We start from the raw sequence: 22,146 nt of genomic DNA, 5'->3' as shown, positions 1-22,146 counted from the left end.
TTTGCCACCCTCGCCGATGATTCCGCGCGCTGGCGAGCAGCGGCCTACGATCGAAGCCCTACGGACGCTCGTGCGTTCTCGTAGAGCCACTACCGAAGACCGACACCGCGACAGCGTCGGCGAGTGCGGCGATGTGCGAGCACCCATGTGCTCGCATGTCTTGCTGACTGTCCAAACACAGAAAGCCAACGAGGAACAGTCTAAGCACTGCCTCGTTGGCTACTGCACTATTTCGTCGACCGCCCGGGGTGCGGGCGCGTCGGCACCGCTACTAGCGACGCAGTCCCAGACGCTCGATGAGCGAACGGTACCGAGTGACGTCCACCTTGGCGATGTACTTCAGCAGGCGGCGACGACGTCCGACCAGCAGCAGCAGGCCGCGGCGGGAGTGGTGGTCGTGCTTGTGCTTCTTGAGGTGCTCGGTGAGGTCCACGATGCGCTTGGTGAGCATCGCAACCTGAGCCTCGGGTGAACCGGTGTCGGTCGGGTGCAAGCCGTACTCGCCGAGAACGGTCTTCTTCTGTTCGGTGGTCAATGCCACTGGTACTACTCCTGATCACTGACGTCCGCGGGAAAGGAAAGCGGTGCAGCCACCACGGACCGCAGCGTGCACCGAGGAGTCAGCCTATCAGGAAGGTAGATCGGCGAGAACCGCGCGTGCGCGCTCCGAGTCTCGACCCATTTCCTCGATCAGCGCGTCGATCGAGTCGAACTTCTCCATGCCGCGAAGCCGTTCTACGAAATCGACGGCAACGTGCTGCCCGTACAGATCGCCGTCACTGTCGAGTACGAATGCTTCGACCGTTCGGGTGCGTCCCGAGAATGTCGGGTTGGTACCGACCGACACCGCGGCGCGGTGCCGCTCCCCCGGCGTGACGGTTCCCATGATCGGGCCAGGGCCCAGCACCGTGAACCATGCTGCGTACACACCGTCCGCCGGAATCGCGGAGTACATCGGCGGCGCTACGTTCGCCGTCGGATAGCCGAGCTGGCGCCCCCTGCCGTCCCCATGGACGACGACGCCTTCCACACGATGCGGGCGCCCGAGCGCGGCATCGGCTGCCGCGACGTCGCCCGCGTCGACACACGAGCGGATGTACGTGGAGGAGAACGTCACCGCGTGCTCCGCGAGCAAGTTGACGCCATCGACAGCGAAGCCGGCACGATCACCGATCTTGCGGAGGAGATCGACGTTACCGAGGGCCTTCTTGCCGTAGGTGAAGTTCTCGCCGACGACCACTTCGGCTACGTGCAACCGCTCGACCAAGATCTCGTGGACGTAGCGCTCCGGCGTCAGCTTCATCAATTCGGGCGTGAACGGCATCACACAGAACACGTCGATGCCGAGTTCCTCGGCCAGTTCGGCTCGGCGGGTCAGCGTGGTCAGCTGGGCCGGATGCGTCCCGGGGCGCACGACCTCCATCGGGTGCGGGTCGAACGTCATCAACACGCTCGGTATCCCGCGCTCCTTCGCCGATGTCACCGCACGGGTGATCAGCTGGGCATGACCGCGGTGCACACCATCGAATACGCCGATCGTGAGAACACAACGACCCCAGTCGGCAGGCACATCGTCGAGACCTCGCCATCTCTGCACGAGAGGAAGCCTACGGCCCACGCGCGCGGCGGTCACTTCCGGATCGGTGTGTCATGACGAACAGCTGTGGACAAACCTCCGAACACTCTGCCAATATTTCGGGGTGCCTAACTTATTTTTTCGCTTCATCGTAGTAGTGCTGGTCGGCGCTGCAACGGTGAGCGGATGCGCGAGGGCGGTCGGTGACGACGAACCGGACCTCGTCGACGACGGGCGACCACTCGTTCTCACCACGTTCACGGTTCTCGCGGATATGGCACGCAACGTCGCGGGCGATCACCTCCGGGTCGAATCGATCACCAAGGTCGGCGCCGAAATTCACGGGTACGAACCGACTCCCGGTGACCTGCGCACAGCAGAACAGGCCGAACTGATCCTCGACAACGGTCTCGGTCTCGAAGCCTGGTTCGAGAAGTTCGTCGAGCGGGTGCCTGCACCTCACGCCGTTGTCAGCGACGGCGTCGAGCCAGTCTTCATTCGGGGCGACGCCTATGCGGGCAAGACCAATCCGCACGCGTGGATGTCGCCCGCGGTTGCCGAGACCTACGTCGACAACATCGCCTCCGCGTTCGCGCGCCTCGATCCGAACAACGCCGGAAGCTACCGCTCCAACGCCGACGAGTACAAAGCCCGGATCACGGCAGTAGGAGCCGGCTTGAAAGCCGACCTCGACAGGTTGCCCGCCAACCAACGGGCTCTTGTGTCGTGTGAGGGCGCGTTCAGTTACCTGGCACGCGACTTCGATCTGCAGGAGGCATACCTGTGGCCGGTCAACGCCGAACAGGAAGGAACACCGAAACAGGTCGTCGCAGCCATCGACTTCGTGAAACAGAACGACGTCCCCGCGGTCTTCTGTGAATCCACCGTCTCGGACAAGGCACAGCGGCAGGTTGCCGAGGACACCGGCGCCCGGTTCGGTGGCACGCTGTTCGTCGATTCGCTGAGCGATGCGAACGGCCCTGTTCCGACGTATCTCGACCTGCTGACCTACGACGCCCGAACCATCGCCGACGCACTCCTGGGAGAGCACAGATGAACACGAGAATTCCCGCTTTGGAAGTCTCAGGTGTAGGCGTTGCCTACCGCGACGTCACAGCATTGATCGACGCCTCGCTGACCCTGGAATCCGGTCGAGTGTGCGGCCTCGTCGGCATGAACGGATCGGGAAAGTCGACGCTGTTCAAAGCGATCATGGGCGAGGTCCGACCGGACTCGGGATCGATCCGAATCTTCGGCGGCCCGTCGGCGGCGGCCCGCAAGCACGGCACGGTGAGTTACGTTCCGCAGAGCGAGTCCGTCGATTGGACCTTTCCGGTCAGCGTCCGCGACGTGGTGATGATGGGCCGATACGGAAAACAGAACTGGATGCGAACCCCACGCGCCTCCGACCGTGACGCCGTCGCCCGCGCGCTGGACCGCGTCGACCTCACCGAACTGGCCGATCGGCAGATCGGTCAGTTGTCCGGCGGCCAGCGCAAACGAGCATTCGTCGCACGAGCGATTGCCCAGGAAGCGTCGTTGCTTCTGCTGGACGAGCCGTTCGCCGGAGTCGACAAACGAACAGAAGCGACGATCACCAGGTTGCTTCGCGAACTGACTGCAGCGGGCGCGTCGGTCCTGGTCTCCACACATGATCTGCACGCGCTGCCCGACCTGTGCGACGAAGCAGTCCTTCTCCAGCAGCGAGTATTGATGCACGGCAGTCCCGCCGACGTCCTGCGGCCCGAGAACCTGGCGCTCGCCTTCGGTATCGACCCACTACGAACTACTGAAGCGAGCTGACCGATGTACATCGTCGACTTCTTCGTCGAACCACTGCAGTACACATTCATCCAGCGAGCCCTGCTCGTCACAGTCGTCGCCTCTGTCGTGTGCGCCGTGCTCAGTTGCTGGCTCGTGCTCATCGGCTGGTCACTGATGGGTGACGCCGTGTCGCACGCCGTCCTGCCGGGTGTCGCACTGTCCTACTTGCTCGGTGCACCGTTCGCGATCGGCGCGCTGCTGTTCGCACTGGTTGCGGTCGGTGCGATCGGGGTCGTGCGCAACACCACACTCGTCAAGGAGGACGCCGCCATCGGCGTGGTGTTCACGACGCTGTTCGCGCTGGGAGTGGTCCTGATCTCGAAGTTTCCGAGCCAGATCGATCTCAACCACATTCTGTTCGGGAATCTGCTCGGTGTCTCCCAGAGCGACATGTGGCAGGTCGTCGCACTCGGTGGCCTCGCACTTCTGATCATGATCGCGAAGCGACGCGACTTCACTTTGTTCGCATTCGATCGCACCCAGGCGCGAGCAGTCGGCATCTCGCCGACGTTCTTGTCCGGCCTCATGCTGACGCTGCTGGCTCTGACCACGGTGGTTGCGTTGCAGGCCGTAGGCGTGATTCTCGTTGTGGCCATGTTGATCACCCCGGGAGCGACGGCCTACCTTCTCACCCAACGATTCGGGCGCATGCTCGTCCTCGCCCCCGCAATCGGCGTCGGGTGCGCCGTGGTGGGGATCTACGTGAGCTTCTACCTCGACGTCTCCTCGGGAGGAACCGTCGTGCTGTCGCAGGGTCTGGTGTTCACGCTCGCCTATCTGTTCAGCCCCACTCAGGGCATCGTGACGCGCGCAGTGCGCAGGCGCGACAGAGCAGCCGTGTGACGACGAGCTGACGTGTCATTTCCGGTTGGATTGCCTAAGCTATCGGCGTGGTGGAACGTACAGACGACCGATCGGCGGCGGAGGTCTCCTTGTCGGCCGTTGCGCAGGACTACCTGAAGGTCATCTGGACCGCGAGCGAGTGGAGCGAGGACTCGGTCAGTACCAAGATGCTCTCCGAACGCATAGGCGTGTCCGCGTCGACCGTGTCCGAGGCCATCCGCAAACTCGCCGATCAGGGCATGGTCGACCACGCACGGTACGGCGCGATCTCCCTGACCGATCGCGGGCGCAGCGCCGCCATCGCCATGGTGCGACGCCACCGTCTCATCGAGACGTTCCTCGTCCGCGAACTCGGCTACGGCTGGGACGAGGTCCACGACGAAGCCGAGATCCTCGAGCACGCCGTGTCGGACCTCATGATGTCAAGGATCGACGCCAAACTGGGCTTCCCCGAACGCGATCCGCACGGGGATCCCATTCCTTCGGTCGATGGCGACATCACCTCACCCGAGGCGACCCGGCTCAGTGACTACGTCGACGGCCAGTGCGGACGCATCGCGCGCATCTCTGATTCCGACCCGGCAATGCTTCGGTACTTCGATTCGGTGGGCATTGCGCTCGACCTGAATATCACGGTGCTGGAAAGACGCGATTACGCTGGGACCGTCGCCATCGAACTCGGCCACTCCGAGCGCAGTTCGCTCGATCTCGGCCAGCGTGCAGCGGAAGCCATTTGGATGGTGCCCTCGCGCGTCACAGGCCTCGAAGTGTCGCAGGCCTGACCACCATCACCGAACTTGCGCGCTTTCCCTTCTCCTGGAGAAGGGCAATCGTATGGCCCGTGGGATCGATCGCCGCGTACACGCCTGGTAAACCGACCGGGTCCAGCCACCGTCCCTGACTGATCGCCTCGGCCTCGTCTGCGTCCACTTGCCTGTGCGCGAACGCCGTACGAGCGGCCTCGTCGATGTCGAGACTCACGGCGGGGTCGTCAGCCAACTCCGCGAGCGTACGGGCATGCTCCAGCGTGAACGGACCGACCCGGGTACGGCGCAACACGGTCAGGTGCCCGCCGACGCCGAGCGCTGCTCCCAGATCCCGGGCAAGTGCGCGAATGTAGGTGCCGGACGAACAGTCGACCTCCACGTCGAGATCCACGAATCCGGGATCCGTCACGTCGCGACGCGCGGTCACGTCGAATCGGGTGACGGTCACGCGGCGCGCAGGGATCGTGAATTCCTCACCGGCCCGGACCAAGCGGTGCGCGCGCTGACCGTCCACCTTGATGGCGCTGACGCTGGAGGGAACCTGCTCGATGTCCCCGGTGAGGAGAGCCACCTGCTGGGCGATCGCCGCGTCGTCGACGCCGAGTGCCGAATGGTCGGCCACCGTCTCGCCGTCGGCGTCGTCAGTGGTGGTAGTACGCCCCAGCCGAATCGTCGCGGTGTACGCCTTGGTGGTGAGGGCGAGCAACCCCAGCATCTTGGTGGCCCGCTCGATCCCCAGAACCAGAACGCCGGTGGCCATCGGATCGAGAGTTCCTGCGTGACCCACCTTGCGAGTCCCGAGGAGTTTGCGGCACGACGCTACAACATCGTGACTCGTCACCCCGGAGTCCTTGTCGACGATCAGCAACCCGGCGCCGACGAGGCCGGAGGACAACTTTCCACGTGCAGACACGAAAGGTCATTCTGCCTGAAACCGCTACGTCACTGCGATGGCGGTGACGATCAAACCGTCCGATACGAGCCAGCGACCGTCGAACGAGGACAACGGCGACCCCGACACGACATCACCCGGCACCAGAAGTTCGGAGTGAAAAGTTCCAGAGATGTCGGCGCCCGTTCCCGTCCGCTCGAACGTGATGTGGGCATCCTCGAACCCGAGCCATCTTCCCGTCAACGGCTCCCACGCCTTGTACGTCGCCTCTTTGGCACAGAACAAGAGTCGGTCGTAGTGCACGTCCGAGCCTGCGGTCGCAAGCCAGTCGCGTTCGGCCTGCAGGCTCACGGCGTCGAGCACGCCATCCGGCAGTGCGCCGTGCGGTTCCGCGTCGATACCGACCGATCTGACCTGCATCGCATACCCGAGAACGGCACCTCGGTAGCCGTCGCAATGTGTCAGCGAACCGACGACTCCCTTGGGCCACTGCGGGGCGCCGGATGTGCCACGCATGATCGGGGCCTGCTCGACGCCCAGTTTGTCCATGGCGATGCGCGCACAGTGCCGGGCCGACGTGAATTCTCGCTTACGCTTGTCCACCGCTTTGGCCACGAGGGGTGCCTCGAGTGGATGCGGCTGCAAACCGGGCGGATCCTCGAACAGTTCCGCAGCCACCACTCCATTCGGCAGAATCGACTCGATCACTTGTCCGCCCTCATCTTCTCGACTTCGGCTTCCATCTCGGGTGTGACGGTGAAGTGGCCACCCCATTTGTTCAACGTTCCTTCGGGGTACTCCGGAACGGGAAGAATCTGGCGAAGAACGTTAGCCGGCAATCCTCGCCGCTGCCATTCCCGGGGATATCCGACGGACACTTCCTCGAAGCGAACACCGTCGTAATAGGTGGTTCGAGGAATGTGAAGGTGACCGTAGACCGAGCAGATCGCGTTGTACTTGGTGTGCCAGTCGGCCGTCTTCGTCGAGCCGCACCACAGCGCGAACTCGGGGTAGAACAGGACGTCGGTCGGCTGACGAACCATCGGGAAGTGGTTGATCAACACCGTCGGTATCGACAAGTCGAGGGCATCGAGCCGTGTTTTCGTGCTGTCGATCCGTGCGTTACACCAAGCGTCACGGGTGGCGTAGGGCTGCGGCGACAGGAGGAACTCGTCGGTCGCGACGACATTCTTGTCCCTGGCAATCTTCAGGCCATGCTCCTTGTCGATCGCACCCCGGGGAAGAAACGAGTAGTCGTAGAGCAAGAACATCGGAACGAGCGTTGCCGGCCCGCCTTCGCCCTCCCAGAGAAGGTAGGGGTCTTCCGGGGTCACGACGTCGATCTCGCGACACAGGTTCACCAGGTACTCGTATCTGGGTACACCGTGAATCTGCACCGGGTCCTTGGCAGTCGTCCACAGTTCGTGATTTCCCGGCACCCAGATGACCCGTTCGAAACGGGTTCGCAGCAGCTCGAGCGCCCACTTGATGTCGTCCGTCTTCTCCGAGACGTCACCGGCGACAATGAGCCAGTCTTCGGGCGATTCGGGATGGATATCCTCGGTGACCGGTCGGTTGCCTCGGTGCCCGACGTGAATATCGCTGACTGCCCAGAGCTTGGCTGACACTCGCTGCCGTCCTTCCGTTCGATTGTTTTCCGGTCCAACTGTCATCCCAACGCCCCATCTTCTCCCGCGATTCCCCGGGCTGCATTCGCAGGGTGGGCCACAGGCAGTGCACAATCGAAAAGATGAGCAACCTCTCGGCCTCCGACAGAAACGGGTTGCGCGCAGGCGCAGTCATCACCGTGATGGCCGCCTTCCTGGCCGGCATAGCTTCGGACAATTTCTGGTCTGGCTTCGTGATCACCGCAATCGTCTGCGCAGTCGCTCTACTGGCCGCGCATGTTCTCTCGCGCGCGGTCATCTCGCGCAGAAATCGTTGAGTCGCACACAACGTCCGTATCTGCTGGTCTAGAGTCACCGATGTGCCGCATTCACGGATTCGCGTCAAGGACGCCGCCGCTCTCCTCGGTGTGAGTGACGACACGGTTCGACGCTGGATCGACAGCGGCGCGCTGCCTGCAGACAAGGACGACGCAGGCAGGAAAGTCATCGACGGTGCCGAACTCGCACAGTTCGCCCGCGCGCACGCCTCCCCACCCCCCGACCCGACCGGCAGCGGCAGCTCAGCACGCAACCGGCTCGTGGGTCTGGTCACCAAGGTCACCTCGGACACGGTCATGAGCGAGGTCGAGATGCAGTGCGGACCGTTCACCGTCGTGTCGCTGATGAGCACCGAATCCGTCCGCAATCTCGGCCTGGAGCCGGGGACAATCTCCGTCGCTGTTGTGAAAGCAACCACCGTCATCGTCGAGGCACCCTGATGCCCGGCATCGTGAATCTGTGAGGACCGCCCTTGAAACGATCACTCGCCCCGGCCCTCGTCGCACTGGTAGCACCTGCTGCTCTCCTGGCCGGATGTTCCAGCCCGGAGAATCCCACCAGTTCGACCGATACGGCTGCTACCGCCGCACACTCGGACGTCACCGGTTCCATCACAGTGTTCGCGGCCGCTTCCCTGAAGGCGACATTCACCGAACTCGCGGAAAGCTTCGAGGCCGAGAACCCCGGCACCTCGGTCGAATTCAACTTCGCGAGTTCCTCCGACCTCGTCACGCAGCTCGCCCAGGGGGCGCCTGCGGATGTCTTCGCGTCCGCCGACACCAACAACATGACCAAGGCAGTCGACGGTGACCTCATCGAGGGCGAACCCGTGAACTTCGCGACCAACACACTGACGATCGTCACTGCGCCGGGCAATCCCAAGAACATCGGCTCCTTCGCCGATCTCGCAAACCCCGACGTCCTGACGGTGATCTGTGCGCCGCAGGTGCCGTGCGGTAGCGCGACCAAGAAGGTCGAAGAGTCGACCGCTGTCACGATTCCGGCGGTCAGCGAGGAGTCCGCAGTCACCGACGTTTTAGGCAAGGTCACCTCGGGCCAGGCCGACGCGGGACTCGTCTACGTGACCGACGCAGCAGGCGTCGGCGACCAGGTGACGGCCGTGCCGTTCACCGAGTCGTCCACGGCCGTCAACACCTATCCGATCGCAGTGTTGAAAAGCAGCGAAAATGCAGCTACCGCATCGGCGTTCGAGACCCTCGTCACCAGCGACGCCGGTCGTCGGGTACTGGCGGACGCCGGATTCGCTGCGCCGTGACCTTGTCTCGTACCGGGAACGACGTCCGAATCGGCTTGCCGACCTGGATGTTCGTTCCCGCGGCGATCGGAGCATTGTTCGTCGTTCTCCCCCTCGTCGCGATTCTCCTGAAAATCGATTGGTCCAACTTCGTTTCGCTCGTCACCTCCGAATCTTCGCGAACAGCATTGCTGTTGAGTCTGAAGACAGCTGCGACGAGCACTGTTCTGTGCGTGATCTTCGGAGTCCCGATGGCGCTGGTGCTCGCACGCACAGAGTTCCCCGGACTGTCCGTTCTCCGTGCACTTGTACTGCTCCCCCTCGTTCTGCCGCCGGTAGTCGGCGGAATCGCGTTGCTCTACACATTCGGTCGACTCGGATTGCTCGGCGAATACCTCGACGCATGGGGAATCTCGATTGCATTCTCGACGACAGCGGTCGTACTTGCGCAGACCTTCGTCTCGATCCCCTTCCTCGTCGTCAGTCTCGAGGGCGCGCTGCGCACCTCGGGCCGCGACTACGAGACGATTGCCGCGACTCTCGGAGCCAGACCCACCACCGTCCTGCGGCGGATCACCATTCCATTGGTACTTCCCGGTCTCGTCTCCGGCGCTGTGCTCGCATTCGCCCGCGCTCTCGGTGAATTCGGCGCAACCCTGACATTCGCGGGATCGTTGGAAGGCAAGACTCGCACGCTACCGCTGGAGATCTACCTGCAACGCGAAACCGATGCCGATGCCGCTGTTGCGCTGTCGCTGCTTCTCATCGTGGTCGCCGCGATCATCGTCGTCGCGGCGCGAGGTCGACGGGTCGGCGGCGCCCTGTGAGTTCGATATCTCTCCGTGCCGAAATCACGCAGCGTGGAGTGAATTTCGAGTTCGAGGCGGCGGACGGCGAAACGGTTGCCGTTCTCGGTCCGAACGGCACCGGAAAGACGACTCTTCTCTCGCTTGTTGCGGGCCTGCTCAGGCCGGACACCGGACGCGTCGTCCTCGGACACGACGTCGTCACCGACACCGCCACAGGAACTTTCGTTCCGCCTCACGCACGCGGCGTCGCCAGTCTGACGCAGAAGGCACTGCTGTTTCCTCACCTGTCCGCCGAGGCGAACGTCTCGTTCGCACCGCGCAGCCGCGGAATCGGCAGGCGTGACGCCCGCACTGCGGCACGGACGTGGCTCGAGGCGGTGGGCGCTCTCGAGCTCGCCGACCGGCGGCCGAACAAACTGTCGGGCGGACAAGCGCAGCGCGTCGCCATCGCTCGAGCTTTGGCGGCCGACCCGCGAGTCCTTCTGCTCGACGAACCGATGGCCGCACTCGACATCGACACCGCACCCGCGGTACGACGCCTTCTGCGCACGGTGCTGCGTGAACAGCGACGCACAGCCGTCATCGTCACCCACGACCTGCTCGACGCTCTCGCTCTGGCGGACACCGTCATCGTCGTCGACGAAGGCAGAATCGTCGAGCGCGGCCCGACGACCGAGGTTCTCACCGCGCCGCGCAGTGCATTCGCCGCACGAATCGCAGGCGTCAACCTCGTCGCCGGGACCGCGGACGGCGCCTGCTCGGTGACAACGAGCTGGGACACGATGGTGCACGGCCACGGCGAACCCGTCACAGGCAGCGCGGTCGCTGTGTTCGCACCGTCCTCGGTCGCGGTCCACCTCGACGCCCCGCACGCCAGCCCACGCAACATCTTTTCCGTCACGATCGCCGAGATGGACGTACAGGGCGCAACCGTTCGTCTACGCGCGGCGAAGAATCCGGACGGCAGCCCGGGTATCGCAGCCGACGTCACTCCTGCCGCTGTCGCCGACCTGTTACTCGAACCGGGCATGGAGGTGTACTTCGTCGTCAAGAGTCAGGAGGTGACGATTCACCCGTCTTCGAGATGACGGATGCGCGTGGATCAGACGGTCCCACGCTGAATGTCAGCACCGACGAGAGCCCATTTTCCCGACAGCGTCCGTGCGACGACAGCGATCATGCGCAGTGCGACGAAGATGCCGAGTCCGAACCAGATTCCGCGCAGACCCCAGTCGAACGCAAGGGCCATCCAAATCGACGGAAGAAATCCGACCAACGCGCATACCAGCGTGGCAGTGCGGAGGAACGCGGCGTCGCCGGCTCCGAGCAGTACACCATCGAGTGCGAAGACGACACCCGCGATGGGAACGATCGCCACGAACACCCACCAGATCGAGTGCATGGCCTCGATTACCGACTGGTCCGTGTTGAACAGACCAGGAATCACCGAGTAGCCACCTGCGAACACCGCGGCGATAACGACAGCGAACACCGTCGACCAGATCGTCAGGCGCCACCCGAGGCGCGTCGCACCGCCGACGTCGGATCTACCGAGCGCTGCCCCCACCAGTGTTTGTGCCGCGATCGCGAGCGAGTCGAGGGTGAGCGACACAAGGTTCCACATATGCAGCACTACTTGGTTCGCCGCCACCGACGCAGCACCGAATCTCGAGGCCACGGCCGCCGCGGAGAGGAAGCACGCTTGAAATGCAAGACTGCGTAGGACGAGGTCGCGGCCGAGCACCAGCTGCGCACGCATCACCGTCCACGAAGGCCGCAGAGGTACACCTGCTCGAACAACTGCACCGACGAAGAACGCGCCCGCGACACACTGCCCGACTACGTTCGCGATTGCCGAACCCACCAGCCCTAGGTCGGGAAAGCCGACGAGGCCGTGCACGAGTACCGGACAGAGCAGCGCCGAAAGGCCAAGTCCTGTCAGCACGTAACGCAAAGGTCTGACCGTGTCCTGAACCCCTCGCATCCACCCGTTACCTGCAAGAGAGATCAGAATGAACGGGACGCCGACGACTGCAACACGGAACCACTCGGTTGCCGCGTCCGCGATGTCTCCCCCGCCACCGATCAACGACAGGATGGGCCCGCACAGGATCTGCATGACGCCGATGATCACGACACCGATCCCGAGGGCCAGCCATGTGGCCTGTACGCCTTCCCGCACTGCGTCCCGTTCCCGGCCTGCCCCATGTAGCCGAGCAGCTCGCGCGGTCGTACCGTACGACAGGAATGTCAGCTGAGTGCTGACCTGGGCCAGAACCAGACCTCCGACAGCCAGCCCGGCGAGCGGTAGTGCACCGAGGCGACCTACGACCGCAGCATCGAACAGTAGGTAGAGCGGTTCCGCCGCGAGAACGCCGAGAGCGGGCAGCGCAAGTCCGACTATCCGGCGTGGCGACGCCTCCTCGGTTGCGCTCGTCTCAGCCGAGGGCATCGATCAGGGCATCGACGACATCGGCTTTCGTTCCGTGAGCGGTGTATCCGGCGGCATTGCGGTGACCGCCGCCATCGAGACGCGATGCCACCGCCGCTACGTCGACGGCGGTCTTGGACCGAAGGGACACTGTCCACTCGTCACCGGATTGTTGTTTGAACACAGCAGCAATCTCTGCCTCGGACGTAGTGCGAACGATATCGATCACGCTCTCGATCTCCTCCGAACGCAACCCGGCCGAGTCCCCTCTGAGGATCGCTGCGTAGACGAGCCCGCGGCCGCCAACAGCTTCCGGGACGAGCGTCGCCGAACCGAGTACGGACCCGAGCATCGGCAACCATCCGAAGGGATGATTGTCCAGTAGCTTGCGCGCGATTGCGGCACCGTCGATACCGGTCGCGAGGAGCCTTTCGGCGAGAAGGTGTGATCCGGGGCGTACCCACCGGAACGAACCGGTGTCGGTGACCAACCCAGCGAACAGACAATGTGCAAGATCGGCGTCCACCGGAACATTCCAGGCGTCGAGCAACCGCACGATGACCGCGGTTGTCGACTCCGCATCGGCATCGACGATGTTCAGGGTGCCGAAATGTGTGTTCGAACGATGGTGATCGATCACGAGGCACGCATCGGCCGCGTCGATGCGGTCCGCAAGGGTGCCGAGTCGACCGCGACTTCCGGCGTCGACCGTCACCACCAGGTCTACGACGCCCCGAACGTCGTCCGGGGCAGCGAGTAGATCCCGGCCCGGCAGCTCGTTCATCGACTCCGGGAGTTCACGGGGACTCGCGAACGCGACCTGCACCGACACCCCGCGTCGTCGAAGGACGAGAGCAATTGCCAGGCCGCTGCCGATGGTGTCGGCATCCGGTTGCACGTGGCACAGAACGGTCGCCGTCCTGGCCGACTCCAGAAGTTCGATCGCAGCCGCGAACGCGTCGTTCACGGAAGTCGGCGCCGTCGTCGTCACGTCGATCAGTCCACGTCGGTGGACTCGGAGTCCGAAACCGTCTCGCGCGGCGCCTTGTACGGATCCGGATCTCCCGCAGGCTTTGCCGAGGCGGCCACGCGTGCGACCTCACTGTCTGCCTGGCGAGCACGTTCGAGCAGTTCCTCCATATGACGAGCCGTGTCGGGCACGGTATCGGTCACGAACGTCAACGTCGGCGTGAACCGAACGCCCGTTCCCGCGCCGACCTTGGACCGCAACACTCCCTTGGCCTTCTCCAGACCGGCAGCCGCTGCCTGCAGGTCGGGTGCAGTATCGAGGTCCTCGCCCATCACGGTGTAGAACACCGTTGCATCGTGAAGGTCCGCTGTGACCTTGCAGTCGGTGACTGTCACGAACGCCAGCCGCGGATCCTTGATCTCGTGATCGATGGCCGTCGCAACGATGGCGGCAATTCTCTTGGAGAGTCTGCGAGCTCTCGCCTGGTCCACCATGAACTTCACCCTCCTCACACGCGGTGCCGAGTCAGTCCTCGGGACCGAAAATTCGTCTTCTTACTGCCAACAATTCCAGATCATGCCGCTCGGCGACGTGCCGCTCGCATTCGTCGAGCTTGTCGTGTAGGCCGTCGACGTCCGATCCCACCGCGGCAATACCGAACAACGACCGACGAAAGCGGCTCTGCTCACCCGTCTCGGCAGCCGATACACCGAACCGCGCAAGCGCAGACAGGACGGGCTCGACGGTGGAACGCTTGTCGGCGAGCGATCGAACGTCACCCAGCAACACATCGAGCTCGAGGGCACCCAGGTACACGAGACCATCCTTCGCATCGGTGAGGATCGAACACCTCGACGGCGGCGGTACCGATCGGTACCGCCGCCGTCGATGAGTTCGAACAGCAACTACTCAGTCGCGCGGCTTCTCACGGAGCTCGTACGCCTCGATGACGTCGCCGACCTTGATATCCGAGTACGTGACGGTGAGACCGCACTCGTATCCTTCGCGAACCTCGACCGCGTCGTCCTTCTCGCGGCGAAGCGAGGAGATCGTGACGGTCTCGGCAACCACTGTGTTGTCACGCAGTAGTCGCGCCTTGGCATTGCGACGGATCGTACCGGAGGTGACGAGGCAACCGGCGATGTTTCCGACCTTGGAGGAACGGAACAGAGCACGGATCTCGGCCTGGCCGAGAGCGACCTCTTCGTAGACCGGCTTGAGCATGCCCTTGAGGGCCTTCTCGATCTCGTCGATCGCCTGGTAGATCACCGAGTAGTACCGGATGTCGACGCCCTCGCGGTTGGCGAGCTCGGTGGCTTTGCCCTCCGCGCGAACGTTGAAGCCGATGATGATCGCATTGGATGCCGACGCCAGGTTGACGTTGGTCTCCGTGACGCCACCGACACCGCGGTCGATGACGCGCAACTCGACCTCGTCGTCGATCTGGATACCGAGCAGAGCCTCTTCGAGCGCTTCGACGGTTCCCGAGTTGTCACCCTTGAGGATCAAGTTCAGCTGCGAAGTCTCCTTCAGAGCTGCATCGAGATCATCGAGGCTGATGCGCTTGCGACTCTTCGCGGCGAGCGCGTTGCGCTTGCGTGCGTTGCGTCGATCGGCGATCTGGCGGGCGATCCGGTCCTCGTCGACCACGAGCAGGTTGTCGCCTGCACCCGGTACCGAAGTGAAACCGATGACCTGCACCGGACGCGACGGCAGCGCTTCGGTGACGTCTTCGCCATGCTCGTCGACCATTCGACGAACTCGTCCGTAGGCGTCTCCGGCGACGATCGAGTCACCGACTCGCAGCGTTCCGCGGGCGATGAGCACAGTGGCCACTGGTCCACGACCGCGGTCGAGGTGAGCCTCGATGGCAACACCCTGAGCGTCCATGTCCGGGTTGGCGCGCAGATCCAACGAGGCATCCGCGGTCAACAGCACCGCTTCGAGAAGGGCATCGATGTTGGTGCCCTGCTTGGCGGAGATGTCGACGAACATCGTGTCGCCGCCGTACTCCTCGGCCACGAGACCGTATTCGGTCAGCTGCTGCCGGATCTTGTCCGGGTTCGCGCCTTCCTTGTCGATCTTGTTGACCGCAACCACGATCGGAACGTCAGCTGCCTGAGCGTGGTTGATCGCTTCCACCGTCTGCGGCATGACGCCGTCGTCCGCGGCAACGACCAGGATCGCGAGGTCGGTGGCCTTGGCACCACGAGCACGCATGGCCGTGAAGGCCTCGTGACCGGGGGTGTCGATGAACGTCACGAGACGCTCATTGCCCTCGAGCTCGGTCAGCACCTGGTAAGCACCGATGTGCTGGGTGATGCCACCTGCTTCGCCTTCGCGAACTGCAGTGTTGCGGATCGAGTCCAGCAATCTGGTCTTGCCGTGGTCGACGTGACCCATGACCGTGACCACAGGCGGGCGCTGTTCGAGGTCTTCCTCGCCGCCTGCGTCCTCGCCGTAGGTGAGATCGAAGCTGTCGAGCAGCTCGCGATCCTCGTCCTCGGGACTGACGACCTGCACGACGTAGTTCATCTCGCCGCCGAGCAGTTCCAGCGTCTCGTCGTTGACCGACTGAGTTGCCGTCACCATCTCGCCGAGATTGAACAGTGCCTGAACGAGTGCAGCCGGGTTGGCGTCGATCTTGTCCGCGAAGTCCGACAGCGATGCGCCGCGAGCGAGACGGATGGTCTCACCGTTGCCGCGGGGCAGCCTGACGCCGCCGACTGCGGGAGCCTGCATGCTTTCGTACTCGGCGCGTTTCGCCCGCTTCGACTTGCGGCCACGACGGACAGCGCCGCCGGGACGACCGAATGCACCTGCCGCTGCGCCGCGCTGGCCCGGACGGCCACCGCCGCCGGGACGACCGCGGAATCCACCTGCGGGTGCGCCGCCTGCCGGTGCTCCACCTGGAGCTCCCGGGGCACCGCCACCGCGGTAGCCTCCGCCACCACCGGCGCCGCCACCTGGGCGTCCACCCGGTGCGCCGCCTGGGCGACCGGGGCGACCTGCAGCCGGTCCCGGGCGCGCCGAACGAGTCGGCATTGCACCTGGGTTCGGACGAGGAGGCATCGAGCCGGGGCTCGGACGAGGTCCACCCTGACCCGGAGCCGGGCGAGGGCCGCCCTGACCCGGAGCCGGACGACCGGTACCGCCCTGAGCCGCTGCCGGACGTGCTCCGCTTTGGCCTGGAGCCGGACGACCGGCACCGCCTGGGCGGGGGCTGCCCGGTGCCGGACGCGGAGCGGGACGCTCGGTCGGGGCCGAGGAGTATGGATTGTTGCCGACACGAGGCGCCTTGGGACCGGGCTTCGGTCCTGGTGCGCCTGGCTTGGGGCCTGCGGGTGCAGGCGAAGCAGATGCGGCCGGCTGTGCCGGAGTTGCTTCGTCCGCAGCAGGCTCTGCTGGTGCAGCCGGGCGAGCCGGTGCAGGAGTCGGACGCGACGGTGCCGGCGCCTCAGCGGCGGGCGCCACAGGCTCCGCGGGTGCTGCCGGTGCCGGTGCTGCGGGTTCCACCGGAGTGGTCGCGGCCGGGGCTGCCGGGGTGGGGCGCGCAGCAGGCTTGGGGCCTGGTCGCGGTCCACCGGGCTTGGCACCCGTGCTCGGCTTGGGTGTGCTGTCGCTCGGACGGCCGTTGTCGGATCCGGAGTCCGACTTCTCGGACGGGAACGATTCACGCAGTCGACGCGCTACCGGCGCTTCGACGGTGGACGATGCTGATTTGACGAACTCGCCTTGCTCTTTGAGCCGTGCGAGTAGTTCCTTACTGGTGACACCGAGTTCTTTTGCCAACTCGTGCACGCGGGCCTTGCCTGCCACTGCTCTCCTCACTGAGAGGCCGAGCGAGGCATTGGTGCCTGCACGACCTCGGGTTAACTCCGATGGACGTTCATCGTTGGTGCTTCACGGTGTGCTCATCAGTGCTGGTGCCTGTTCTTCTCGTCGGGTACGGCGCTGCGCCCAGTGTGTGACTGTGCGCTGGATGTACTGCGCTCGGGTCCGTCGCCGACCGCTTCCACACCGGCGATATAGGTGTGAACCGCGGACAGATCGACCGTTCCGGGTACTCGTAACGCTCTGCCGAAAGCTCGGCGCCGAACTGCATTGTCCAGACAACTCGGGTCGAGATGCAACCATGCACCCCTGCCCGGTAGTCGACGGCGAACGTCGGGAATTACACCCGTCCGTCCCACCACGACACGCAGCAGATCGACGGTCGGAACTCGCTTCTTGCACCCGACACACGTTCGCACCGGCGGACGCGACTGCGTCGAACCGGTGTTCTCATGACGCGGGGACATGGAGGTCATTTCCGAACCACCGACCACTCTACCGCTGTATTGCTCCGAACTCCGCATTCCGCCTTTACCCGCTGGTCGACTCGGGTGCCGCAGCCGCGTCGCTTCGAATATCGATCCGCCAACCGGTCAGACGAGCGGCAAGCCTTGCATTTTGACCCTCCTTGCCGATGGCCAAAGACAGCTGGTAGTCCGGCACGATGACCCTCGCGGCACGAGCAGCCGCATCGACCACCGTGACCGACACAACCTTCGACGGCGACAGGGCATTCCCGACAAAGGTGGCGGGGTCTTCGTCGAAGTCGATGATGTCGATTTTCTCGCCGGCCAGTTCACTCATCACGTTGCGCACACGCTGGCCCATCGGGCCGATGCAGGCACCCTTGGCGTTCAGGCCGGACACCGTGGACTGCACGGCGATCTTCGATCGGTGCCCGGACTCACGCGCGACGGCGATGATCTCGACCGACCCATCGGCGATCTCGGGCACCTCCAACGCGAACAGCTTTCGAACCAGATTGGGATGCGTCCGAGACAACGTGATCTGCGGTCCACGCTGCCCGCGCGCGACACCCACTACGTAGCACTTGATTCGCTCGCCGTGCTCGTAGCTCTCCCCGGGCACCTGTTCCGCCGGCGGTAGCAGGCCGTCGGCGCCGTTCGCATCGCTTCCGATACGCACGATGACGGTGCCCTTGGCATTCGCCCTCGTATCCCGCTGGATGACGCCGTTGACGATTTCGCCCTCGTGCGTCGAGTACTCCCCGAAAGAACGTTCGTGCTCGGCGTCGCGGAGACGCTGCAGAATTACCTGCCGCGCGGTTGTCGCTGCGATGCGCCCGAAGCCCTCCGGCGTGTCGTCCCATTGCGAGACAGTGTTTCCGTCGGCGTCGATTTCCTTCGCCATCACCTTGACCGAGCCACTCTTGCGGTCGACGTCGATCCACGCGTGCTGCTGGTGACCCTCGGTGTGCCGATACGCCGTCAACAGGGCGGTCTGGATCGTCGAGATGACCGTCTCGATCGAAACACCCTTCTCGGCCTCGATCGCGCGCAGCGCGGCAATGTCGATATTCACTTGTCGACCCCTTCTTCTGGTTCTTCCACATTCACGATCGCATCGGAATCGGCGGGCGCAGGCCGTCCGTCGACGACACCGCCGGCCAACTCCATCTCATCGGCCTTGGGCCGCGAAAACTCCACCTGGACAACGGCCTTGACTACGTCGGTCAGAGCGACGGATCGAGTGGCCAGCACGCCTTTGGTGCGCGTCACCAGGGTGAGCACACCGTCGGCGAGCACACCGACCCGCCCATCGACCTTCTCGTCGGCCAACTCGATTCGGACAGCACGCCCACGGGCACGACGCCAATGGCGCTCCTCGGTGAGCGGACGGTCTATCCCGGGCGTGGTCACTTCGAGGATGTACGGCGCCTCTCCGAAATCGGACACACCGTCGAACACTTCCGAGATGTCGCGGCTGAGCGCCGGCAGCGCGTCGAGATCGATTCCCTCTTCACGGTCGACCATGACCTTGACCGCACTGTGCTTACCTGCCGAGACGACGTTCACGTCTTCCAGGTCGAATCCCTTGGCGTGGATCAGATCGGACAGGAGGGCGATGACCCTCTCCTTGGACGGAACAGGCATCGTGGCGTGCACTCCTCGTGAAGTTGTGGGCGAATCAAGGGCCGAACGGTGAACGTACAGCCTAACGCCATCGCGGGGCGTTCGTGACCAGGTGCGGGTGCACCCTCGTTCGACCCAACCTGGCACCATGGATCCGTGCCGATGCTCGCGACCCCCCGCTCGCTGTCTCGCCGTTCGGTTTTTCGACTCACAGCGACCGCTGCACTCACCGCCGCAGGGCTCGCGGCAGCCGCAGGATGCAGCTCGGGCGAGGACACGGCTGCGACGGTGGACGCTCTGACGACACATCTGCGACTCGCCCGAACCGACGCTGCCACCGCTGGGGCTTTGATCGCCGTCCTTCCGGACCGTGCCGGTGCCCTCGGGGTGGTTCAGGCGGAGCGATCCGCCCATGCCGACGCCCTCGCAGCGGAGATAGACCGGGTTTCGGGCGCGCCGTCGACCACTGCATCGATTGCCGCGACACCTCCCGCTGTGACCGCGCCGACCTTGGACGGACTGAGGTCGAGCCTGAACGACTCCGCTCGCGGTGCAGCGTCGTCGGCACGAGACGAATCCGGCTATCGCGCCGGCCTCCTCGGCTCGATCAGCGCTGCATGCACGGTCCAGACGACGGTGGTGCTGGCATGAACGAATTGGGAGAGGAACAGCAGGCGCTCGTCGACGCACTGAATGCCGAGTACGCGGCGGTGTTCGCGTACGGCATCGTCGGCGCGTTCTCCAACCCCGCGCGCGCCGACCTGGTGGCGACCTACGCTGCGAGCCATCGGGCTCGTCGAGATGCGACCATCGACGCACTGAAGGCAGCCAGCGTCACAGCGCCGCAACCCGCCACGGCATATACGACGCCGTTCCCGGTCACGGACCCGATTACCGCCGCGCAGTTGGCCGCGCAGGCCGAGGAGGACACGACCGTCGCGTGGCGATCTGTCGTCGAACGCAGCAATTCCGGCCCCACGAGGGAGACCGGAATCACCGCGCTCACCGAAGCGGCATTGAGACTGGCGAATTGGCGGGAGATTCTGGGCGTAGTTCCGTCGACGGTGGCGTTTCCCGGTCGACCGTGACTCGAGTCGACTCGAACAGGATTTGCTCGTCGCTGAAGACCGCGCGCTAGGGATTCATCTCGTACACACCGTCGTAGGCGACGACGTCTGCCCACACCGCGTCGAAACGAACCCGGTCGACAACAGGCTTACGAACCGCCCCGAGCGCCCACTGCTGCTGCGCGTCGGTCGACGACGGCTTACCGTGCAGCGCAATGGCATACGCCGAGAAGTCTCGAATCTGAAAGTCGAAGATCTGGTCCAACTGTTGGGCGGACACCGCGTCTGCATTCTCGAGAATCAGATGTCCGTAGACCACCAACGAAAACAGATGACCGACCTGGAGCAGAAAATCGAGGTCCTTCTGCTGGTTTTCGTCCGGCGCAGCGTCGGTGAGAAATGTTTTGAACGCCAACACCTGTTCGTAGAAGCGGGCTACATTCGGTACACCGGAGTACTTCTCGTACACCGGCGCCCAGTCGTGAAACCGAACCTTTCCCGCGCCACGAGCGGGTCCTTGGGCGAAGAAGAACGCGTCGTCCGTTGCGTCGTCACGAAGGCCGACGTTCGGGTACTCCGTGGGCGCGAACATATATGCGGGCATGAACTTCAACATCAGCGCGACATTGACGTGGACCGTGCCCTCGAGCTTGGGCAACGTACCGATCAGTTGGGCAGCTTCGCGGAAGTACGTGTCCTTCTCGTACCCCTTCGCGGCGATGACATCGTGCAGCGCCCGCACCACGGTCTCACCCTCCGACGTCACCTTGGCCTTGGTCATCGGGTTGAACAGAAGGTAGCGGCGATCCTCGGAGTTCGCCGACCTGAAGTAGTCGACCGCACGCGCACTGAACAGCTTCATGGCAATCAAACGTGAATAGGCGTCGACGAAACTCGCTCGCACGTGCGGAAATTCGGTAACTTTGTTGCCGTACAGAATCCGATTGTGCGCGTGCGTGATCGCCTCGTGGAATGCGTGCTCGGCGATGCCGATCGATCCGGTGCAGAGATTGAACTTGCCGACGTTCACGGTGTTCAACGCCGCCGAGAAGGCATCGGCACCGGTGTGCAGGATGTCCTGGGCCCGCACCGGGTAGTTCTCGAGCACGAATGTACTGACGAACATCTGGCCGTGAACGACGTTGTCGCGCAACGAATAGGTCGCATGAGCGCTGTCCGCAACGAAGAACACGTATGCGTCGGGACCCTCGATGTCGGTGCGGCGCCCGAAGACGGACACGGCACCCGCCACGTTTCCGTTGCCGATGTAGTACTTCTCCCCCGACGCCGTGAACTCGACCCCCTCGTCGGCACTGGGCTCGAGCAGCATGTCGGTGGAGTAGACATCTGCGCCGTGTGCGCGCTCGGACAGGCCGAATGCTGCGACGGCGCCGTTGTCCAACAGTTCCGCGGCGCGGCGCTTGGCCGAGTCGTTGTCGCTCATCCAGATCGGCCCGAGGCCGAGGACAGTGACCTGCCACGCGTACCAGTAGGACAACCCGTAGAACCCGAGAATTTCGCTGAGCACCGCGTTGCGGGAGGCGTCCCATCGCTTGTTCGGATCACCGTCCGCGTATGCAGCTGGTGTACAGAACGTCGCGAAGAGCTTCTCCTTTGCCACAAACTCCAGGAAGTCGGCAGTCCAGACCGCGTCGAGATCCTCGGAAAGCAACCTCGCCTTGCCTCGATCCTCGAACCAATCGATCAAAGCCTGGAGTTGTCGGGCTGTCTCGTCGTCGAGCCTCGACGTATCGAGCTTTGTGGGATTGAACAGAGAAACCTGCGACACCGTTGTCACCTCTCCTAGTCGGTCACTCGAAGCTACCAGCGAGTAACCGA

General features: G+C 64.0%; 25 protein-coding genes. 11 read left to right on the top strand and 14 right to left on the bottom strand.

Annotated features, from left to right (window positions below; genetic code table 11):
* Positions 1 to 271: 271 nt before the first annotated feature.
* Together rpsO and D8W71_RS15390 are read right to left on the bottom strand one after the other, a co-directional pair.
* Positions 272 to 541 carry a 30S ribosomal protein S15 gene (gene rpsO / locus D8W71_RS15395; protein WP_068375622.1) on the bottom strand — a complete coding sequence of 90 codons (270 nt, stop codon included), beginning with the start codon at positions 539 to 541 and terminating at the stop codon, positions 272 to 274.
* A gap of 87 nt (positions 542 to 628) precedes the next feature.
* A complete protein-coding gene (locus tag D8W71_RS15390; protein ID WP_201265093.1) occupies positions 629 to 1,597 on the bottom strand; it encodes a bifunctional riboflavin kinase/FAD synthetase in 969 nt (322 codons plus the stop codon).
* A gap of 103 nt (positions 1,598 to 1,700) precedes the next feature.
* On the opposite strand from D8W71_RS15390, the gene D8W71_RS15385 reads away from it, so the two are divergent.
* Genes D8W71_RS15385 through D8W71_RS15370 form a run of 4 tightly spaced genes read left to right on the top strand, consistent with a single transcriptional unit; the run spans position 1,701 to position 5,025 of the window.
* The gene (locus tag D8W71_RS15385; protein ID WP_121114487.1) at positions 1,701 to 2,633 is read left to right on the top strand and encodes a metal ABC transporter substrate-binding protein; all 933 of its coding nucleotides are present in this window, start codon (positions 1,701 to 1,703) and stop codon (positions 2,631 to 2,633) included.
* Positions 2,630 to 3,379: a metal ABC transporter ATP-binding protein gene (locus D8W71_RS15380; protein WP_121114485.1), complete on the top strand. Its 750-nt coding sequence runs from the start codon at positions 2,630 to 2,632 to the stop codon at positions 3,377 to 3,379. Before D8W71_RS15385 ends, D8W71_RS15380 begins: the two co-directional genes overlap by 4 nt.
* Positions 3,380 to 3,382: 3 nt before the next feature.
* The gene (locus D8W71_RS15375; RefSeq protein WP_121114483.1) at positions 3,383 to 4,243 is read left to right on the top strand and encodes a metal ABC transporter permease; all 861 of its coding nucleotides are present in this window, start codon (positions 3,383 to 3,385) and stop codon (positions 4,241 to 4,243) included.
* A 47-nt stretch (positions 4,244 to 4,290) separates the two neighbouring features.
* Positions 4,291 to 5,025: a metal-dependent transcriptional regulator gene (locus D8W71_RS15370; RefSeq protein WP_121114481.1), complete on the top strand. Its 735-nt coding sequence runs from the start codon at positions 4,291 to 4,293 to the stop codon at positions 5,023 to 5,025.
* On the opposite strand, the gene truB is transcribed toward D8W71_RS15370, so the two are convergent.
* From truB to D8W71_RS15355, 3 genes are read right to left on the bottom strand one after another with little or no spacing between them, the layout of a single operon-like run.
* Positions 4,997 to 5,923 (bottom strand): tRNA pseudouridine(55) synthase TruB, encoded by a 927-nt coding sequence (gene truB, locus D8W71_RS15365; protein ID WP_121114479.1) that lies wholly within the window; start codon positions 5,921 to 5,923, stop codon positions 4,997 to 4,999. The two genes, D8W71_RS15370 and truB, sit on opposite strands and share 29 nt — an antisense overlap.
* A 24-nt stretch (positions 5,924 to 5,947) precedes the next feature.
* A complete protein-coding gene (gene npt, locus D8W71_RS15360) occupies positions 5,948 to 6,610 on the bottom strand; it encodes a 4'-phosphopantetheinyl transferase Npt (protein WP_121114477.1) in 663 nt (220 codons plus the stop codon).
* The gene (locus D8W71_RS15355) at positions 6,607 to 7,530 is read right to left on the bottom strand and encodes a metallophosphoesterase family protein (RefSeq protein WP_121114475.1); all 924 of its coding nucleotides are present in this window, start codon (positions 7,528 to 7,530) and stop codon (positions 6,607 to 6,609) included. Before D8W71_RS15355 ends, npt begins: the two co-directional genes overlap by 4 nt.
* 122 nt (positions 7,531 to 7,652) lie before the next feature.
* Here D8W71_RS15355 and D8W71_RS15350 point away from each other — a divergent pair, with 122 nt between their 5' ends.
* Genes D8W71_RS15350 through D8W71_RS15330 form a run of 5 tightly spaced genes read left to right on the top strand, consistent with a single transcriptional unit; the run spans position 7,653 to position 11,000 of the window.
* Complete coding sequence (locus D8W71_RS15350; protein ID WP_121114473.1) at positions 7,653 to 7,847, top strand: hypothetical protein; 195 nt, start codon at positions 7,653 to 7,655, stop codon at positions 7,845 to 7,847.
* 42 nt (positions 7,848 to 7,889) lie between these two features.
* Positions 7,890 to 8,288 (top strand): TOBE domain-containing protein, encoded by a 399-nt coding sequence (locus tag D8W71_RS15345; RefSeq protein ID WP_201265091.1) that lies wholly within the window; start codon positions 7,890 to 7,892, stop codon positions 8,286 to 8,288.
* Positions 8,289 to 8,320: 32 nt separating this feature from the next.
* On the top strand, positions 8,321 to 9,124 hold the full coding sequence (modA, locus tag D8W71_RS15340; protein WP_121114471.1) for a molybdate ABC transporter substrate-binding protein: 804 nt from the start codon (positions 8,321 to 8,323) through the stop codon (positions 9,122 to 9,124).
* 47 nt (positions 9,125 to 9,171) lie between these two features.
* Positions 9,172 to 9,930, top strand: a complete 759-nt coding sequence (locus D8W71_RS15335; protein WP_121119281.1) for an ABC transporter permease — start codon at positions 9,172 to 9,174, stop codon at positions 9,928 to 9,930.
* On the top strand, positions 9,927 to 11,000 hold the full coding sequence (locus D8W71_RS15330; protein ID WP_201265090.1) for a sulfate/molybdate ABC transporter ATP-binding protein: 1,074 nt from the start codon (positions 9,927 to 9,929) through the stop codon (positions 10,998 to 11,000). The genes D8W71_RS15335 and D8W71_RS15330 overlap by 4 nt, the downstream gene beginning before the upstream one ends.
* 14 nt (positions 11,001 to 11,014) lie before the next feature.
* Here D8W71_RS15330 and D8W71_RS15325 read toward each other — a convergent pair whose 3' ends face one another.
* The 8 genes from D8W71_RS15325 to rimP form a co-directional block, all read right to left on the bottom strand.
* Positions 11,015 to 12,364 (bottom strand): MATE family efflux transporter, encoded by a 1,350-nt coding sequence (locus tag D8W71_RS15325; protein WP_121114469.1) that lies wholly within the window; start codon positions 12,362 to 12,364, stop codon positions 11,015 to 11,017.
* Complete coding sequence (locus D8W71_RS15320; protein ID WP_121114467.1) at positions 12,351 to 13,334, bottom strand: DHH family phosphoesterase; 984 nt, start codon at positions 13,332 to 13,334, stop codon at positions 12,351 to 12,353. The genes D8W71_RS15325 and D8W71_RS15320 overlap by 14 nt, the downstream gene beginning before the upstream one ends.
* A 5-nt stretch (positions 13,335 to 13,339) precedes the next feature.
* Positions 13,340 to 13,807 (bottom strand): 30S ribosome-binding factor RbfA, encoded by a 468-nt coding sequence (gene rbfA, locus D8W71_RS15315; protein WP_121119279.1) that lies wholly within the window; start codon positions 13,805 to 13,807, stop codon positions 13,340 to 13,342.
* A 31-nt stretch (positions 13,808 to 13,838) separates the two neighbouring features.
* A complete protein-coding gene (locus D8W71_RS15310; protein ID WP_121114465.1) occupies positions 13,839 to 14,129 on the bottom strand; it encodes a DUF503 domain-containing protein in 291 nt (96 codons plus the stop codon).
* A gap of 93 nt (positions 14,130 to 14,222) precedes the next feature.
* Positions 14,223 to 17,132 (bottom strand): translation initiation factor IF-2, encoded by a 2,910-nt coding sequence (gene infB / locus D8W71_RS15305; protein WP_121114463.1) that lies wholly within the window; start codon positions 17,130 to 17,132, stop codon positions 14,223 to 14,225.
* Positions 17,133 to 17,230: 98 nt separating this feature from the next.
* Positions 17,231 to 17,623 (bottom strand): YlxR family protein, encoded by a 393-nt coding sequence (locus tag D8W71_RS15300; RefSeq protein ID WP_442971975.1) that lies wholly within the window; start codon positions 17,621 to 17,623, stop codon positions 17,231 to 17,233.
* Positions 17,624 to 17,678: 55 nt separating this feature from the next.
* Positions 17,679 to 18,689, bottom strand: a complete 1,011-nt coding sequence (gene nusA / locus D8W71_RS15295; RefSeq protein ID WP_121114461.1) for a transcription termination factor NusA — start codon at positions 18,687 to 18,689, stop codon at positions 17,679 to 17,681.
* Positions 18,686 to 19,261 carry a ribosome maturation factor RimP gene (gene rimP / locus D8W71_RS15290; protein ID WP_201265089.1) on the bottom strand — a complete coding sequence of 192 codons (576 nt, stop codon included), beginning with the start codon at positions 19,259 to 19,261 and terminating at the stop codon, positions 18,686 to 18,688. Before rimP ends, nusA begins: the two co-directional genes overlap by 4 nt.
* A 141-nt stretch (positions 19,262 to 19,402) precedes the next feature.
* Here rimP and D8W71_RS15285 point away from each other — a divergent pair, with 141 nt between their 5' ends.
* Together D8W71_RS15285 and D8W71_RS15280 are read left to right on the top strand one after the other, a co-directional pair.
* Positions 19,403 to 19,891 (top strand): hypothetical protein, encoded by a 489-nt coding sequence (locus D8W71_RS15285; RefSeq protein WP_121114457.1) that lies wholly within the window; start codon positions 19,403 to 19,405, stop codon positions 19,889 to 19,891.
* Positions 19,888 to 20,328, top strand: coding sequence for a ferritin-like domain-containing protein (locus tag D8W71_RS15280; RefSeq protein WP_121119275.1), 441 nt, complete (start codon positions 19,888 to 19,890; stop codon positions 20,326 to 20,328). The genes D8W71_RS15285 and D8W71_RS15280 overlap by 4 nt, the downstream gene beginning before the upstream one ends.
* Before the next feature lie 46 nt (positions 20,329 to 20,374).
* Here the strand turns inward: D8W71_RS15280 and D8W71_RS15275 are convergent, their stop codons facing one another.
* Positions 20,375 to 22,096 carry an acyl-CoA dehydrogenase gene (locus D8W71_RS15275; protein WP_121119273.1) on the bottom strand — a complete coding sequence of 574 codons (1,722 nt, stop codon included), beginning with the start codon at positions 22,094 to 22,096 and terminating at the stop codon, positions 20,375 to 20,377.
* Between the last annotated feature and the right edge of the window lie 50 nt (positions 22,097 to 22,146).

Origin of the sequence: Rhodococcus sp. P1Y, from assembly GCF_003641205.1 — a bacterium.
Classification (GTDB): domain Bacteria; phylum Actinomycetota; class Actinomycetes; order Mycobacteriales; family Mycobacteriaceae; genus Rhodococcoides.
The sequence above is the reverse complement of the archived record's forward strand: the minus strand, read 5'-3'. Positions and strand labels throughout refer to the sequence as shown.

Coding starts and splice junctions, on each gene's coding strand:
- D8W71_RS15380 (WP_121114485.1), top strand. CDS start 2,630: ATGAACACGAGAATTCCCGCTTTGGAAGTCTCAGGTGTAGGCGTTGCC.
- D8W71_RS15375 (WP_121114483.1), top strand. CDS start 3,383: ATGTACATCGTCGACTTCTTCGTCGAACCACTGCAGTACACATTCATC.
- D8W71_RS15350 (WP_121114473.1), top strand. CDS start 7,653: ATGAGCAACCTCTCGGCCTCCGACAGAAACGGGTTGCGCGCAGGCGCA.
- D8W71_RS15335 (WP_121119281.1), top strand. CDS start 9,172: ATGTTCGTTCCCGCGGCGATCGGAGCATTGTTCGTCGTTCTCCCCCTC.
- D8W71_RS15325 (WP_121114469.1), bottom strand. CDS start 12,364: ATGCCCTCGGCTGAGACGAGCGCAACCGAGGAGGCGTCGCCACGCCGG.
- rbfA (WP_121119279.1), bottom strand. CDS start 13,807: ATGGTGGACCAGGCGAGAGCTCGCAGACTCTCCAAGAGAATTGCCGCC.
- D8W71_RS15300 (WP_442971975.1), bottom strand. CDS start 17,623: ATGACCTCCATGTCCCCGCGTCATGAGAACACCGGTTCGACGCAGTCG.
- rimP (WP_201265089.1), bottom strand. CDS start 19,261: ATGCCTGTTCCGTCCAAGGAGAGGGTCATCGCCCTCCTGTCCGATCTG.
- D8W71_RS15285 (WP_121114457.1), top strand. CDS start 19,403: ATGCTCGCGACCCCCCGCTCGCTGTCTCGCCGTTCGGTTTTTCGACTC.
- D8W71_RS15280 (WP_121119275.1), top strand. CDS start 19,888: ATGAACGAATTGGGAGAGGAACAGCAGGCGCTCGTCGACGCACTGAAT.